Source organism: Paenibacillus sp. NPDC056933, assembly GCF_042674385.1.
Taxonomy (GTDB): domain Bacteria; phylum Bacillota; class Bacilli; order Paenibacillales; family Paenibacillaceae; genus Paenibacillus.
Genome location: NZ_JBHUQN010000001.1, coordinates 1,158,422 through 1,175,404, shown reverse-complemented (window position 1 = coordinate 1,175,404; position 16,983 = coordinate 1,158,422). Strand labels below are relative to the sequence as shown.

The window sequence follows — 16,983 nt, the reverse complement described above, 5'->3', positions numbered from 1 at the left end:
ACTCTATTCTCCGCGGGTAACTTCAATTAAACCTTCTTGCGTCAGATGCTCAAGAAATTGTACAACCTGATCCTGGCATACTGCTGGTTCAATATCATATTCTGAGGCTAACACCTCTACCAACGCAGCCAAAGTTTGTTCTTCACTCAGCAGATCCCAGATGCGTCCACCGGTGCTGCCCAGGTTATAGTACTTTCCGGTATGAATGCTCATCATGACTTTCTCTCCGCCCATATCACTGACCAGGTTGCCTTCCTTGCGCATTACACGATCTTCGCCATTCATTGGTTTAGTTGTTGTCATTGTCCTGTATACACTCCTTTACGTACTTGATCGATAATCCGGTCTGCCATCTCAAAGGCAGTAAAATCAGGTCCTGATCTTGTGATTCTGAAGACTTCGATACTTGCGGACAAACGTGAAACCGTCTCAAATAACCACTGCGCCAGACCTTGTCTGGAGACAAGCCCACTACGGAAGGTATGAGAACACAACATATGCAGGCGTTCCAATCCGGCGACTTCCATCAATTGAACGGGTATTTGTACTTCCTCCGGCTTTGGATCAAGCTCAAATACAGCAGCAAGCGGAACAGATCTATCATGAAAATAGTGCTGGACAGGAATCGCGTATTTCGTAATCTCCGCATGCACGGTTGCATAATCCTGTTCCTTCATGCCGAATCCGTCCAGGCTGGGCTGCCACAACTTTTGCTGCGGATACCCTGGCGATACAATCGCTCTACCGCCTGCATCCCACGTCAGTGCCACAACATCATCCGTCAAAAGCGGATAACCACGCGAAGCAAGTGCTGCGGATAATGTGGACTTTCCTGCACCGGAATGCCCAACAAATGCATACGCCCATCCATCAATGACCACTGCGCTTCCATGTAGAGGCAAAATGCTGCGTTGCATCATAATGATGGCCATACATGTGCCTAGGATAAATAATCGTACCTTTTTAATGTCAGCTCCCGGTTCAGGAGATACTATGATTCTATTTCCCTGTTCCATAAAAAAAAGACCGCTATCTTCAATTCTAAAAAAAAGACTTCCATCCCTGGCAACAAAGTTGTCTCTCCCCACGTCCCACTCGTTCCAACGTGTTTTTAAATCAGCTATCTGGATGTGTACATCAACAGTGGCGGTATCTAAATCTGCACCACCCTGCACGATTTGGAGTTCGGGCAATGGAATTTGGCTCAGCCAACGCAAGCCATAAGCTTCATACTGCACAGGCAACAATGAATGACTCCTCCTTTGCAATTCTTCATGTAAATAAAAAAGCCCTTATATTCATATTGCTCAAATATAAGGGCGGAGGCGAAAAGATGGATTTGTTGCCTTTCCGCCCTTTAAGTATAATGGCACAGGTTAAAGCTTAATAACTTAGGAAGTAGGCGGATCGTACATGTCAGCATCGTGAACAGTTACCCAGTCAATTTGTCTGTACCCTGTTCCCGCCATGGTTTGGTTCACTTCCAACACTTCCAGTGCTGGTGCTTGCCATTCTTTCTTTTGCATTTGCATCGTATTCACCTCCCTTCATGATTCAACGGAATAACGAACCTTTACTCCAGTTCACATCAATCATCCACTGGCAAGATCAAAACTTTTGTATGAATCGATATACGATCAGGCTATGCATCATCAAACGCAAGTCCGGGTGGGAAGCAAGCTCAGGGCGGGGATTAGGAAATTTGGACAGTGCCGATTGGATACGCTCTGTGTTCAATATGCCAGCGACCCGGCTGTCAGAACATAACGTGCGCAATTCATCTGTAAAGGCATTCCAATTCGGAATCATGCGATGTAACCAATCTGCCGGCTGGACACCGCGTACTCGCTGATTTAATCTTACTTTGTCAGGCAGCTCGGGTGAGGTAGCCCGACGAATTAAGGACCGGTCCGTCCCCTGATTAACGTATTGTTCTATCGGCACGGACAGACAGAAGCGAATCACTCTCGCATCACTGGTAGGGTCTCGCTCCCATGCTCGATAACGAAGCGAGCATTTGGTAGCTACTGCGCCGTTTTTGTTTGCAATGGCCAGATTGTTGAACTTCTCTGCTCGCACTTTGAGCGCATCTGCCTGAGCACCGCCTTGTAACACGATAATTGATTTGAGCCGTTCCAATACACCCGTCCGCCTTGCAAAATCCGGGTGGATTAATTGTACAGATGCGGCCTGGGCAGCCCCTTTGGACATCGATTTAAACCATTCCGGATACGCTTTTCGTCCCGTAATTTTAGCAATACGCGAGAATTTCATCCCGGTACGCTCACTGTATTGTTGCATTTCCCGAAGCCACCGGAACCAGCGTCCGCTTTTCAGCAAACTGGCATAATAGTCCAATGCAGGTCCCCAGGAAACGGTGAAGTTACCACGTGCTCCAGTCAATAGAACACCAACATCCTGCTGGCTTGCTTTTTCATAGAAACCGCGAATCCAGAATGAGTTTTCAAAGTACTTATAGGGCATTTCCATAATATCAAGCCAGGTATCCACTTCACTAAGAGGGCTTCTTCCCTCAAAATCAAGATAGTTCTCTGCAATATTACCGACATGATTAACCGTGGATTGGATAAACGGGCGTTCATCCGCTAACAGTGTTTTTGATGTATAATCCGTAAAATCAGCTACTGGAACGTAACTGTACGCATTTAACCTCTTCCCCTGGCTTCGCAATGTTCCTGAGGCAAATCCGACAACGGCTCCAGAGTCCAGTCCCCCACTTAACGCCGCAGATACCTGTCTATGTGTCCGCAAACGCGATCCGACAGCTTGACCAAATACCTCACGGAAAGCCTCCACATACTCCCCATCGGACTTAAGCCTTAACGGCTCCACTTCGTCCCAACGATGGTATTGTTTTCGTTCCAGCCTTCCATCCCTGAAGCTAAGCGTATGAGCAGGGGGCAGCTGGCTCACTCCGCGATAGACGGTAGAATGGATATCTGCCGAGTCATGCATATCGGGAATGGCAAGAAATTCGGACAACCAGATTTCATCCAGTTCTTTATGTACACCTTCCAATTGCAGCAACGGATTCATTAAGGTACAGAAGGCAAACCGCTCACCATCATGCCGAAAATAAAAGGATCTCATGCCCGTAATATCTCTGGCAGCGAAGAGTCTGCGTTTGCGATCATCCCAGATTGCGAAGGCAAAATCACCGAGCAGCTTCTCGGCCATATGTTCATCCCACCGCTGATAGGCTCGCAGGATCAGTTCACTATCCGACAATCCTGCTAACTCCGCTCTCGAAATGGACAGTTGATCTGCCAGCTGTTCCCGATTATCCAAAATGGCATCCGCCGTGATGGTCAGACCGCTCACTTCATCATACAAAGGCAATTGCTCGCTGACCGACTCCGGGGTAATCCATTGGGCATGGCAGCTCAGAAAGGCTTCATTGCCTTTCCAGACCCCTGTTGTATCCGCTGGAACGTGGCCCAGACTGGCATATAGGCGCCAACTGTCCTCCCATAACGCTTGCTGACCATCGGTATGAACAATTCCTGCTATAGCGCTCATGACTTTCCCCCCCGGAGTATCTTGCGCTGTGATGCCCAGGCGCTTATCTGGTTACCAAACGGAATCAAGGATTTGATACGCTGAATCTTGCTGTGAGCAGATGCCAGCTGTACTTTCAATCGTTCACGCTCATTGTACCCTCGCTCCAGCCGATTATCAGCTGCCCGCAATGCAGCTTCCAGCTGCCTGATCGTTGCCAGTGCTGCCAGTGTCGGGTCTGGTGCTTCCGGTTCAATCGTTGTTCGATCATTCCTGTTTCCGGGATGCTCGTTCCCTATGACGTCTACAGGCTTTATCCGGTAACCTTCCTGCCAATTACATCCGGTTGCTTCAGACAATTGACGGGTGAGCCGCTGTATGACATCCTTATCCGGGCTCGCTTCGTAACGGACACCGGTCCATTGCTCTGCCTCCTCTAACTGTTCACTGTATCCCAACCGATGGAACAGATCTGCACCAACTACACGGCAGTACAGTTCCACTTCCTTCGGAACCAATATGTTTTTCCAGTTGTTAACAGAACCTTTATGAGCTTCCTGATGTGAAGACAGGAACGGGTCACCGACCCCCATACTGTAAAACATGTTGGATTTTGCACTATCCAGAAACTGTCCATATTGCTCTATACCTTGTTCATATTCGATGCCAAGAAATCCGCACAGTTTCTCCATTTCTTCTTGAGGGCTGGAGACAAGCTGTTCATACTGCATTTCATAGGCATGCTCATGTTTTTCTGCAAAATAATCATTCAATCGGAGCAAACCCAGCGTGAGATCGACTGCTTTCATATTGAGATTCGGACTCTGCAAACTATAAATCAGTTCAAACCCTTCTCCTGTATGACGATTTACCTTTTTGTAAGATGCAGCTATGGCTAGGGGATTACGCTGGAGATGAATACGTTTGGATTGTGGAAACAGGCGATCCAACCACTCCAACATATAATAGTAACGAGGAGATTTATCTACGATGAAGTCAGCACCGCTTCCTTCCAGAAATCCGTTATAAATTTCAAGAGCAAAGCTTCGGCAGGCCTTCTCAAAACCTTCGTCAGATACCATAGCGCTGTAAAATTGACGGATGATCGCGCTTCCGCCATAGGGGCGGGAATCAGCCTTTTGCAAATCTACAAGATTCATCAGAAACCACATTTCCTGTGTAGCAAAAATCCGGCTGTGATTTTGTAGCATCACGGTGGATAGCGAACTTCCACTACGAGGTACACAGAGTAAAAAGACAAGTCCGTTACCTTGAACATCTACCAATGGCAGCCTCTCCTCTGAAAATTAAAATAAGCGTGACACTTGATTAAGCTATATATCAGTTGAAATGGATTATATACTTTCGACAACTTCTAGATACGATATGTATTCATAGTTTTACTCTATGATACAAAATGTATCATGTCAATCTTTTATTTTCACCTTTTCATAATATTTTTCTTTATACTCTATTCGGCTCTCTGTCGTTTCAGCACTATAAACATATTCGATTGCTCTTTCGATTTATGACAGTTGCATAAACAGGAAAAAGCCCCGAGAACTGTTTGTACTTAACAGGCCCACGGAGCTTCTATTATTAATGAGGAACATTAGCTGCACCTCTGTGTTAACACTTATCCAATTGAACTTACTTCTGAGCCTTTTGATGAAATACGATGCTTCCGATCCTCGTCATCTGCCTGAGTGGCATCGGACATTCCCTGCTGAACCTTAACGGTCAACAATACTGTAATTCCTGCTACGAAAAAGAAGATCAGAGACAGAATTCCCCACCGGGTTGAACCTGTGATTTGGCCTACCCAACCAAATACAAACGGTCCAAAAATCGAAGAAAATTTGCCGGTAATATTGACGAACCCGAAATATTCTCCTGTTCTGCCGGCAGGCATCAAATTACTGAATATGGAACGTGCCGTCGATTGACTTATGCCCTGTACTACACCTACCAGTCCGGCGAGCAGATAGAAATGGATAGCTTCCGTCATGAAATAGCCCAAGATCACAATACATATGTAGATAGACAAACTCACCATCAACACCCGCTTTGCTCCCGAGCGTTGTGCCCATGAACCCAGCAGTAACGTACAAGGGAAACCGATAAACTGGGTAAGCAGCAAGGCCAACATCAGGTCCGTTGTCCCGATCCCAATGCTTGTGCCATAGATCGTTGCCATCAGGATAATCGTATTGATTCCGTCGTTAAAAAACCAGAAAGCGACCAACATACGCATCAATTGGGGAAATCGCCGTATCTGGCGAAAAGTTTGGCGAAGTCTGCGCACGCCCACCGAGGCATATCCTCTCCAGGACGTAGGTATATCCGATGCTGCAGGCCGACTTGGAGCATAGCGAAATATAGGAATGGAGAATACCAGCCACCACAGCGCTACGGAGATAAAAGCAAGTCTTGTTCCAGCAAGTGTACTGCCCATTCCAAACCAACCGGGCTGTTGAATCATCAGCAGATTGACCGCAAGCAGCAACCCGCCCCCAATATAACCATAGGCATACCCTTTGGATGAGATCATGTCCCTTCGGTCTGGAGATACCAGATCAGGCAGCATCGCATCGTAGAAGGTATTGCCGCCCGCAAAACCGATCGTTGAAATGACCAGCAGAGCAGAAGCCAGTATATAGTCGCCCTCTCCGATAAAGCTGAACCCGAGTGTAGCGATGATGCCTATGATGGAGAACACTCGCAAAAAGTCTCCCTTGCGTCCCGATAAATCTGCTAATGTTCCCAGCAAAGGTGTTAACAGCGCTACGCATAACATGCCCATGGAATGCGTATACGCCAGATAAGATGCGGCAGTATCTGCATCCAGTGTGGCTGCAGCCACTGAAGCATAGAAGACGGGAAGAACGGCTGCAAGAACCGTCGTCGCATAGGCCGAGTTGGCCCAATCATACATAATCCATGCCTTAACTGCCCGATTATCCAAATGGTATCCTTCCTTTTGCACACATCCTTCCGAAGGATGTCAGAGTGAATGCCTTTCCCTATTGTAAAGGAAGTTCGTCACACCTGTTCATTATTTCTGTAAAAAAAGTTCACGACAATCTCTACAATTCAGATGGCCCTGAAAGGAAAACTCGCGTAATTGTATCATTTTATCTACTCATGCATCACATATCGTCCCCGCCCGTGAATATACTTAATTACCGACAGGCCAAACTGTGCCGCGTAATCAATGGGGGGTGCCTACATGTCAAATTCAAACCAGCCTTACTCGTTCGTCGTATCTAGGGAAGATTGGTCGCTTCACCGCAAAGGGTACCAGGACCAGCAACGCCATCAGCAAAAGGTTAGAGATGTCATCAAACAGAATCTGCCTGATCTGATTACCGAAGAGAACATCATTATGTCTGATGGAAAACAAATCATTAAGGTACCAATCCGCAGTCTGGATGAGTACCGTTTTGTGTATAATTACCAAAAGCAAAAACATGTGGGTCAAGGAGATGGTGACAGTCAGGTCGGAGATGTCATCGGACGTGATCCCGCTTCACAGAAACCAGGAAAAGGTGAAAAGGCCGGAGACCAGCCTGGGCATGACATCGTCGAAGCCGAGGTGAGTATCGAGGAATTGGAAGATATGCTTTTCTCCGAACTGGAACTTCCGGATCTGAAACAAAAAGACAAGGATCAGATCGAGACTCATACTGTTGTTTTCAACGATATCCGCAAAAAAGGCATGCAGTCCAATATTGACAAGAAACGTACCATTCTGGAGAATCTGCGTCGCAATGCTACAACGGGCAATCCAGGCATTCACCATATCAGTCCGGATGATCTGCGTTACAAGACGTGGGAAGACAAAATCATTCCACAGTCCAATGCGGTCATCATCGCCATGATGGACACTTCCGGGTCCATGGGTTCTTTTGAAAAATATTGCGCCCGCAGCTTTTTCTTCTGGATGACCCGTTTCCTGCGCCGCCAGTATGAGAAAGTGGAGATTGTTTTCCTCGCTCATCATACCGAGGCCAAAGAAGTGACTGAAGAGGAATTTTTCACTCGCGGCGAAAGCGGGGGTACCATCTGCTCCTCTGTATATATGAAAGCATTGGATATTATTGACAGTCGTTATCCCCCTTCCAGCTACAACATTTACCCTTTCCACTTCTCCGACGGGGATAACCTGACCTCGGATAATGAGCGGTGTGTCAAACTGATTGGTGAGTTGATGAAGCGCAGCAACATGTTTGGATATGGCGAGGTGAACCAGTACAATCGCAGCAGTACACTGATGTCCGCCTATCGCCATATCAAGATCGACCAGTTCATGTATTATGTGATCAAAGAAAAAGGCGAAGTGTACAAAGCTTTGCGCAGCTTTTTCCAAAAACGGGAAGGAGGCAGCGTAGGATGACAGATGAAATCCGCGATCTTGAATACGCCATTGCTGAAATTATGGAGATTGCCGATGGATTTGGCCTCGATTATTATCCAATGCGTTATGAAATATGCCCGGCAGACATTATTTACACCTTTGGGGCTTACGGGATGCCAACCCGGTTCAGTCACTGGAGCTTCGGGAAAACTTTTCATAAAATGAAAATGCAATATGATTTTGGACTCAGTAAAATCTATGAGCTTGTCATCAATTCGAATCCTTGTTACGCCTTCCTGCTGGATGGCAACTCGCTGATCCAGAACAAACTGATTGTCGCACACGTGCTCGCGCACTGTGATTTTTTCAAAAACAATGCCCGGTTCTCCAAATCCAATCGCAATATGGTCGAAAGCATGGCCGCCACCGCTGATCGGATCAGCAACTATGAGATGGAATATGGAACAGAGGCCGTTGAAGCGTTTATCGATGCGGTCATCGCCATTCAGGAACATGTCGATCCCCAACTGATTAAACCCCGCCATTTGGACAAACAACGATATATGGAGATGAAAATGCGGGAACAGCGCGGGGAGAAAGCACCACGACCGGAAGGTCGCTATGATGATCTGTGGTCACTGGATGATGTACGGACCGAAGAAACACCTGCAGAAGGAATTCAGGTGCATCACTTCCCGCCTGAACCGGAAAAAGACGTCATGTGGTTTATTCAGGAATTTTCCGAAGTGTTAACGGATTGGCAGCGGGATATTATGAGCATGATGCGTGAGGAAATGTTATACTTCTGGCCGCAGATGGAAACCAAGATCATGAATGAAGGCTGGGCCTCCTACTGGCATCAACGCATTATACGCGAACTCGATCTGAACAGTGAGGATACGATTGAATTCGCCAAACTGAACTCCTCCGTCGTGCAGCCATCCAAGCAAAGTCTGAATCCCTATTATTTGGGACTGAAAATTTTCGAGGATATTGAACGTCGTTGGGATAACCCCTCCCGGGAGGAACAGGAACGTTGGGGCCGCATACCAGGCCAAGGTCGTGCCAAAATGTTCGAGGTGCGCGAATTCGATTCCGATACCTCGTTTATCCGCAATTACATGACCAAGCAATTAACCGAAGACCTCGACCTATATGTATTCGAGAAAAAAGGCCCGGACTGGAAAATTACCGACAAGTCCTGGGAAAACATACGGGATCAACTTGTATTTTCACGCATCAACGGTGGTTCTCCATATCTGGTCGTTCAGGATGCCGACTATCTGCGGACAGGAGAACTCGTGCTCAAACATCAATATGAAGGCATCGAGCTGGATCTGAAATATATGGAACGGACCCTTCCCTATCTGTATCGCCTTTGGGGGCGTACCGTCCATGTGGAAACAAGGGTCGAAGATAAGCCGATCTGGTTCACATATGATGGCAAGAAGCACCATCGCAAGTTTCTATAATCATCCTTTACTACGCCTACGCCATACAGACATCTTCTCATCATTATAAGAACACAAAAAAAGCGGCAAGTCCCTGGCATTGGCGGGGACTTGCCGCTTGGCATTTCATGCATATTAGAGAACGGACGGAGTTCCGAGCATCCTAAGCGGCACGAAAAAGTCATGTTCCACTTCATGGGCTGGCAATGGACGACTGAAATAATATCCCTGGATTTCGCGGCAATCATTTTGCATTAGAATATCGAGCTGTCCTTTGGTTTCGATCCCTTCGGCAATCACGTCCATCTTCAAATGCTGAGCCATCGATATGATTGTCGCCACAATGGCCTGATCACTCCGACTATCGGTAATGTCTGTCACGAATGAACGGTCAATCTTCAGCTTGTGAATGGGGAAATGCTTCAAATAACTCAGCGAGCTGTACCCCGTCCCGAAATCATCCAGGCTGATTTTGACCCCGAGCGCTGTAAGCTCATTTAGAATACTCGTAGATACGGATGCGTCCATCATCATACTCTCGGTAATCTCCAGTTCCAGATAAGTGGCATCAAGTCCCGTCTCCGCGAGTGCATTTTTGACCTGCTCCACCAGGTTCGACTGATGAAACTGCTGGCTGGACAAGTTAACCGATACCGGAATCAGTGGTCCGCCACTGGCGTGCCAAAGCTTCATCTGTCGGCATGCTTCGCGCAGCGTCCAATTCCCGATTTCGTAAATCATGCCGGTCTCTTCTGCAATCGGAATGAACACATTCGGAGCCAGAACACCCTTAAGTGGATGATTCCAGCGTATCAAAGCCTCTACACCGATCATCTGGCTGTCTTCTGTCCGAATCTGGGGCTGGTAGTACAGGACCATCTCATCTCGTTCCAGTGCTTTACGCAAATAACCCTCCAGTTCAATTCGTTCATATAATTCCGAATCTAGTTGGGCGGTATAGAACTGATAACCGTTTTTACCGTTTTTCTTGACTTCATACATGGCAGAATCCGCATGTTTCATCAGAGCGTCTGGTTCTGTTCCATGAACAGGATACATGGCCATTCCAATACTGGCTGTAACGTAAAAATCATTTTCCTTTAAACGATAGGGCAACTGAATGGCTCCGACAATCTGTTTCGCAAGCTCAGCTACCCGTTCTTCCGATCCTTGCTCATTGGTTACAACCAATGTGAACTCGTCGCCTCCCATACGAGCAAGCATGACATTATCTGCTGCTTGGGGACCGAATTCCTGTATGGCACCCATAATTCTGCCACTCACTTCTTTTAGGAACAAATCACCTACGGAATGCCCCAATGAGTCATTAATCATTTTGAAACGGTCGATATCCATTACCATAACAGCAAATGAGCTACCTGTTGCCGCGGAAGCATGGATTGTTTCTTCCAATACCTCGTCCAGCTTGCGACGGTTCGGCAAGCCCGTGAGCGGATCGTGCAGAGCCTGGTGACGTATGCTTTCCTGAGCCTGCTTCTCCTCGGTAACATCTTTAATCAGAATGTGGCTGCCCTGATGTTTGCCATCGATTAGTACGGGTACAACGGTAATACTCAGATCAAGATCATTACCCTGGACATTTTTCATCTTCCCCATAAAATGCTGCTGGTCGCGGCTATCATCATCCCATAACACACCATGCGTTTCACTTGTCCAATATATTTCCACATGCTGTGTAATCTCATCGATCGAACGATGAATAACCTCTTTCTCCTGGTAGCCCGTAATTCGTGTGACAGCAGCATTAATTCCCTTGATAGCACCCTGCTTGTCCACCGAAATGATAGCGTCCGAATGGTTGTCGTACAGAGCCTGATACCACTGTTCATTTTCACGAATACGCCGATCTTTCTGAGACAGGCGCTGATTAATAAATATACCGAACAAGGTCAATCCCAATGCTATAAAGGTGCCTGCTGCGATCAGATACGCCAGTATGGACGGTTCAATCTGCATGTTCGAACCTGCCATTGTGTCATGTGTGCCATGAAATTGAGCGGCCGACATTCCCGTATAATGCATTCCCGAAACTCCGAGACCCATAATGAGTCCACTGCCCATCTTGTATATCCATGTATATCGTGACTGACGCTGCCGAAAGTAAAACATGAGCCACAAAGCAGCAAATGAAGCCAACACTGCAATCAGAATAGACAACATCACTATGCCTGGCTCATACGTAATCGGAATGGACATGGCAGCCATTCCCACATAATGCATACTGCTTATGCCTGCAGTCATGAGCAATCCCGCAATCAGGAGCTTGCTTATCTTCCCCGATTGTTGACCTGCAATATTTAACGCTACACCAGATGCGATGATTGCAAGCAGAACGGATAGAACGACCTCATTAGTGGAATAGGACACATGCATGGGAAGAACAAAAGCCAACATGCCCACAAAATGCATGGACCATATCCCCAAACCCATGGAGACTGCCCCGCAAGTAAGCCACACCTTCCGGGACATGCCATTCGCCAGACTCAACCGGCCTGCTAGGTCAAGTGCTGCATAAGAAGCAAGCGTTGCAATAATGTAAGATAAAAAAACCAGTTCCAAGTTGTACGTTCCATGTAGGTGCTCCACTCATTCTGTCCTTTCAACCGGGAAATGCCTCGTATGTAAGCAAAAATGTAAAAAAGAAGCGAGTGCGCTGTCCGGATGACAGGCACTCCCTCCGCATCATTTGTCTTGTGACCACTGACTTATATAAAGCCGGAGTCATACATCAGAAACCCGTTATTATAGATGTATATAGTCTAAACGTCCCGGCATTTAAAATCAACACTTTTTCCCAGAAAACCGGATATTATATATGAACAAATTTCCTTTCAAAATTCACTTTTGAGTCACCTATTTTTGAACCAGAAGCAAGTTGCCAAAGCCAGATGTATTTTGATAGGAGTTGCCTGATCGATCACTCCAGATCGATACACTGCTCCGTTGACCATTCCCGGCATGATCGTCGTTCACCTGCAGGTCAAATCCAATCCATGGATTCTTACCTGAAGGGACATGATCCAAAGGAATCGCCACCTCGATAACGTATCCTCCACTTGTCAGTCGGGTAGCCGACTTGAATTGCTCCTTCAAGGCATTTCCTCCAAAGGAAGATTCATTATCAAAGTTAACCCGGTACTGCGCGTCATCCTCCTGATAATAGGTGGTCTGATTGTGGTTGGGGTCGATAAACATTTCGACAGAGTCCTGCTCATGTGCATTTTTGCTCACTTTACTCAATAACGGATCTTTAACATCTGCAAATACATACAGATAATTCTCATCCCATAACAACTGAGCAGTCGCCGTTGCGCCCGAATCCCCAATCACCCAGACATCGGTCTTAACTGACGCTGCCTTCTTCCAAATGCCTTCCTTTTTCGCATCTACTACGGGTTTGCCATATGTGACCTTGGTTTGCTTCAGGGCAGAACCCAGCTTCAATTTCCCCCGATTGACGGGTTTATCGGGCTGCTGGTTGGAAATATCATTCCAAACAATAGTCGCTGTCTGTCCAGCAGCATACTCATCCGTAATTCGGTAATCCAGGGACAGTACCTGTCCTTCGGTAAGTATAGCGGCTGATAAAGGCAGTGATGCATATACGACATAACCCGTTTTTGTCTCCTGTACGCTGTATACATTCTTATCCTTGCCTTTGCTGCCCTCACGTTTGAACGTATACTGACCATTCGCAGGTGATGGATGTTTCTTCTCGGCAAGTGAAACATCTCCAGAGGTTGCAGCGCCTGTATCTTTTGCGTCTTCCGCAAGGAACACCTGCACCTGATCACCTTTGCGATGTGTTGTATCCTTCACTTCCACTCGCAAATTCATCTTTTTGGTATCCCACAGCATTCTAGCCTCACCGGTAACCTCTGATGTACCCTCTGCGAGATGATTAATATCAATCCCTTTCACAGCGCCCCAGAGAACATCTTCCTGTCCTTTGCGATCCGGGAAAGAAGGGCTGGCCTTAAGCGCTGTCCATTCATTACGGTAGATTGGAAGGGTGGCAGGGTCCACCAATGCCCAATAAGCCGGTTTCGCTTTCAGCTTTCGATCAAACAGCAACGGTGCATCTTTGCGTCCTTTGACTGGATGGTTGTCAAGCCATGTACCATCATCTGCAAGTCCCCAGACTGTAACACTGTCCATTACTCCACGTTTTCCCAACTCATCGAACAGGTCAAATATTTCACGATAACGATAGGCCTGCTGCAGCATTAATTCATCCGTAACGGGCATCTCCTGCTCGGAAGAATTTGAATAGATCGAAACATCCAGCTCTGTAACCTGTACATTCACACCAAGAGCGGCAACTTTGTTAAAAGCCTCACGAATCAGCTTCACATCCGGTCCGTACATGGACACATGCATCTGGAATCCAACCGCGTCAATCGGTGTGCCTTTAGCCAGCAGTTTCTCTACAAGCTTCACCATATCATTCAGCTTGCTTGCACTGCCCTCCAATCCATAGTCATTAATCACCAGTACGGCATCCGGATCAGCCTCGCGGGCATATCGGAAAGCCAGCTCAATGTAATCACTGTCATCTCCATCACCGTCCACATCCCCAATGATATCTCTCCACTTGGAACCACTTGCCTGATTACGCAATCCGCCTCCGTCCGAGATGACTTCATTAACGACATCCCATGTATGAACCTTTCCTTTGTACCGGGTCACGATGGTCTGAATATGGGTTTTCATCCGCGCAAGCAACTGTTCCCGCGTGGCAGGTTTCGATGCATCATTCGGATCAGTAAAGAACCAATCCGGTACCTGACTATGCCATAACAGCGTATGACCTCTGATCTCCATGTCATTGGCTTCGGCAAAATTCACCAGCCGGTCCGCTTCTGACCAGACAAACTGTCCTTCCTGAGGTTGCATCGCATCCATTTTCATAAAATTGCCTGCCGTAATACTGTTAAAATGCTTTGTCAACAACCGGGAATGCTGGTCTTCCGGGTCCAGTGCAGATTGGTCGATTGCAGCCCCGAGCGCATAATTTTGTCCCACGATATCGACCAGGTTCGGAATATTCGGCTCAATTTCAATTTTCTCGGCCACCGTAATCAGAACATCATCGATGTAAAAAGAAATCGTATCTGTCGGCGTCACTTCCTCTGACTTCTTCCATGGGGTCTCTGCATACATCCGGAATCCGGTGATGCCGCTATTTTCCCCAGGGATGACCACATCGGCCTCGATTTTTTTCCATTGTCCTTTGTTCAGGGTAGCGGAGGCAAACGTGGCATATTCAAGACTCGAAGCGTCTTTATTGTATTCTTTCTCCAATGAGCCGTTAATGACCTGACTGTCAGGCCCCTCATCGTACATGGCCCAAAATGAAATATGAACCGTGCTGCCCTTCTGTACATGGTCCAGCACCTCAATTAAGGGTCCATGGAATGTTTCGGTGCGAGATGAGGTTCTCAGACTTCGTGTACTGTCGTGACCCACGCCTGTCACAATTTCGAGCTTCTCACTCGCGCGTGCACGCCATTTCCCCAATATACCGTCTTCAAACTGGGCCTCAAACAGCGCTTGATCACCTTCTCCTGTTTTAACGTCCGCAGCTGCCTGAGCACGTGCCCCTCCTGTACCTATACCCGGCAACAGACTGAAGAACAGTACAGCAGCCAACCCCAAACTCCACCATTTTCTCATATGCATCCGATCTCCTCCTTGGTTGTTTGTTAGACTAACCTTTACTCCGTCATGTGTCAGCCCTTTACAAGATGGTTGTGCAGGATTGGATAGACGTAATGACCGGAAATTTTGTAAGCACTTTCATTATACGATTGCCAGCAAACTTTGTTTACCCGTTAAACTATAGATTTTGCTCCAAAAACTTTAGAGGTTCTATTCCATTCCAGGCTCCTCTAACGGTATAACGATCTCCACCCGTGTTCCTTTACCAAGGGTACTGTCGAATCGGATGTGGAAACGGTTATCATAGATCAATTTCAACCGATAAATCACATTTTGTACTCCCACACGATCCCCCATGGAATCTTCTGTTTGCACATAAGCAAGCAGCTGGTTTCTCTTTTCCTCCGTCATGCCTGCTCCCGTATCTTCCACAACACAGATGAGTTGCTTCTCTGTACGTTTAATGCGAAGCCTTATCTCTCCCCCCTCCTTGAGAGGTTCAATGCCATGAATGCTGGCGTTCTCGACAAATGGCAAAAGTGTCATCTTGGGAATGAAACATTGACCTGCTTCCGGGTCCAGTTCAATGGAATAATCCATCTTGTGTCCGAACCGATATTTCTGTATCTCGATAAAACAGGTCACATACTCCAGCTCTTCCTTTATGCTAACCCTGTCACGATTCCAAGTCAGGGCATTCCGAAAAATTTTGGCCATATACTGGATAATTCTTGCTGTCTCATCCTCATCCTTCATCAGGCTTCGCATGCGGATGGTCTCCAGCGCATTGAACAGAAAATGTGGATTAATCTGACTTTGCAACGCATTTAACTGGGCATGACGCCGCTGCAACTCCAGATTTTTATGTTGAATATCCGCTACATACACATCATTGATCAAACGGTGAATGGTCATCGTCATGCGATTAAACTCGGCTGTGAGCTGACCAATCTCATCCGATGTTTCCGGCTGTCTAATGGGCTCGAATCGTTGAAGTTTCACTTTTTTCATATGCTCCAGCACACGTGCAAGCCGCACATGGATGTTTCGTGTCGTCCAAATAATAATCAAGGTTGGCAGAATAATATTCAAACAAGCCAGCAGAATGACCAGATGAAGCGGTTGCCTCAGTTCTCTGTAAATTTCGGTTTCATCAAATAAACCAACTATTTTCCATCCCGTCAGTTCCCCAGATAGTGGATAGACCAGCTCAAATTCATGTTTTCCCAGTTGACTCCTGATGTCGCTGTACGCCACAGTCTGACTTGTCCATGGCACATCCGAATCGGTCGTGTAGTCCACTGTGTCTGCTGAGTTGACCAGAAACAGCCGCCCTGGAATGGTAATATTCGTGAAAATTTGGCGGATCGTTGACGTTTTCAGGTCCAATCGAACGAATTTCTCCTTCCAGCCCGGATTTGCAGCATAATAGTCCAGCTTGCGGAGTATGCTGAAGGTCTGCTGAGTTCCTCCAAGACTCCATCGCATAAAAATGGGAGAAAATTGCGGACCGATGGTCAGCTGCCTGTAAGCCTCGGATCGCCTTACCTTCTCGTCCAGAAACTCAACTCCCCCGGAGGGCAACACTGTTGTATTATCGACATAGATGGTCAGGCCCTGAATCGAATGAAAACCGGAATGGTACGTATTCAGAATCTTGCGGAGATACAGGGCATAGGCTTCAACATATTGGATCGGATGGGCATACTCCGTATCGAGCATTTCAGTCAACAGGATATCCGTGTACAGGCTGGATGAGATATCGACCGCATTGCGAATTTCACCGGTAAAATTGGTACGCACCTGTTCCATGGCCTTGGACAAATCAGACATGCGTTGTGATTTGACGTTCGCCGTCGTCACCTGATAGAAAATAACATTACTGAAAATGACCGGTACGAGTACAAAAAAGACATATAGAATCAGCATTTTGTCCCGCAGACGGATATTGCTGAGAAAATTCCGCTTCACGGC

Annotated in this window: 11 protein-coding genes; 2 read left to right on the top strand and 9 right to left on the bottom strand. The window is 47.0% G+C overall.

Features of this window, described 5'->3' with window-relative positions:
- Positions 1–3: 3 nt before the first annotated feature.
- The 6 genes from ACFTRD_RS05370 to ACFTRD_RS05345 all read right to left on the bottom strand — a co-directional run bounded on the left by ACFTRD_RS05370 (position 4) and on the right by ACFTRD_RS05345 (position 6,484).
- Positions 4–303 carry a lasso peptide biosynthesis PqqD family chaperone gene (locus ACFTRD_RS05370; RefSeq protein WP_379378056.1) on the bottom strand — a complete coding sequence of 100 codons (300 nt, stop codon included), beginning with the start codon at positions 301–303 and terminating at the stop codon, positions 4–6.
- Entirely contained in the window at positions 300–1,247 is a 948-nt protein-coding gene (locus ACFTRD_RS05365) for an aldolase (RefSeq protein ID WP_379378055.1), read from the bottom strand. The genes ACFTRD_RS05370 and ACFTRD_RS05365 overlap by 4 nt, the downstream gene beginning before the upstream one ends.
- 144 nt (positions 1,248–1,391) lie before the next feature.
- Positions 1,392–1,526, bottom strand: a complete 135-nt coding sequence (locus ACFTRD_RS05360) for a paeninodin family lasso peptide (RefSeq protein ID WP_379381193.1) — start codon at positions 1,524–1,526, stop codon at positions 1,392–1,394.
- Positions 1,527–1,608: 82 nt separating this feature from the next.
- Positions 1,609–3,540, bottom strand: a complete 1,932-nt coding sequence (locus ACFTRD_RS05355) for an asparagine synthase-related protein (protein WP_379378054.1) — start codon at positions 3,538–3,540, stop codon at positions 1,609–1,611.
- The gene (locus ACFTRD_RS05350) at positions 3,537–4,805 is read right to left on the bottom strand and encodes a sulfotransferase family protein (RefSeq protein ID WP_379378053.1); all 1,269 of its coding nucleotides are present in this window, start codon (positions 4,803–4,805) and stop codon (positions 3,537–3,539) included. The genes ACFTRD_RS05355 and ACFTRD_RS05350 overlap by 4 nt, the downstream gene beginning before the upstream one ends.
- 350 nt (positions 4,806–5,155) lie before the next feature.
- Positions 5,156–6,484: an MFS transporter gene (locus ACFTRD_RS05345; protein ID WP_379378052.1), complete on the bottom strand. Its 1,329-nt coding sequence runs from the start codon at positions 6,482–6,484 to the stop codon at positions 5,156–5,158.
- A 264-nt stretch (positions 6,485–6,748) separates the two neighbouring features.
- Here ACFTRD_RS05345 and yhbH point away from each other — a divergent pair, with 264 nt between their 5' ends.
- Together yhbH and ACFTRD_RS05335 are read left to right on the top strand one after the other, a co-directional pair.
- Positions 6,749–7,915 (top strand): sporulation protein YhbH, encoded by a 1,167-nt coding sequence (gene yhbH, locus ACFTRD_RS05340; protein WP_379378051.1) that lies wholly within the window; start codon positions 6,749–6,751, stop codon positions 7,913–7,915.
- On the top strand, positions 7,912–9,348 hold the full coding sequence (locus ACFTRD_RS05335) for a SpoVR family protein (protein WP_379378050.1): 1,437 nt from the start codon (positions 7,912–7,914) through the stop codon (positions 9,346–9,348). The genes yhbH and ACFTRD_RS05335 overlap by 4 nt, the downstream gene beginning before the upstream one ends.
- Before the next feature lie 114 nt (positions 9,349–9,462).
- On the opposite strand, the gene ACFTRD_RS05330 is transcribed toward ACFTRD_RS05335, so the two are convergent.
- The 3 genes from ACFTRD_RS05330 to ACFTRD_RS05320 all read right to left on the bottom strand — a co-directional run bounded on the left by ACFTRD_RS05330 (position 9,463) and on the right by ACFTRD_RS05320 (position 16,980).
- On the bottom strand, positions 9,463–11,934 hold the full coding sequence (locus tag ACFTRD_RS05330; protein ID WP_379378049.1) for an EAL domain-containing protein: 2,472 nt from the start codon (positions 11,932–11,934) through the stop codon (positions 9,463–9,465).
- Positions 11,935–12,201: 267 nt separating this feature from the next.
- The gene (locus ACFTRD_RS05325; RefSeq protein ID WP_379378048.1) at positions 12,202–15,024 is read right to left on the bottom strand and encodes an endo-1,4-beta-xylanase; all 2,823 of its coding nucleotides are present in this window, start codon (positions 15,022–15,024) and stop codon (positions 12,202–12,204) included.
- Between the two features lie 195 nt (positions 15,025–15,219).
- Positions 15,220–16,980, bottom strand: coding sequence for a sensor histidine kinase (locus ACFTRD_RS05320; RefSeq protein ID WP_379378047.1), 1,761 nt, complete (start codon positions 16,978–16,980; stop codon positions 15,220–15,222).
- Positions 16,981–16,983: the final 3 nt, after the last annotated feature.

Coding starts and splice junctions, on each gene's coding strand:
- ACFTRD_RS05370 (WP_379378056.1), bottom strand. CDS start 303: ATGACAACAACTAAACCAATGAATGGCGAAGATCGTGTAATGCGCAAG.
- ACFTRD_RS05360 (WP_379381193.1), bottom strand. CDS start 1,526: ATGCAAAAGAAAGAATGGCAAGCACCAGCACTGGAAGTGTTGGAAGTG.
- ACFTRD_RS05355 (WP_379378054.1), bottom strand. CDS start 3,540: ATGAGCGCTATAGCAGGAATTGTTCATACCGATGGTCAGCAAGCGTTA.
- yhbH (WP_379378051.1), top strand. CDS start 6,749: ATGTCAAATTCAAACCAGCCTTACTCGTTCGTCGTATCTAGGGAAGAT.
- ACFTRD_RS05335 (WP_379378050.1), top strand. CDS start 7,912: ATGACAGATGAAATCCGCGATCTTGAATACGCCATTGCTGAAATTATG.
- ACFTRD_RS05325 (WP_379378048.1), bottom strand. CDS start 15,024: ATGAGAAAATGGTGGAGTTTGGGGTTGGCTGCTGTACTGTTCTTCAGT.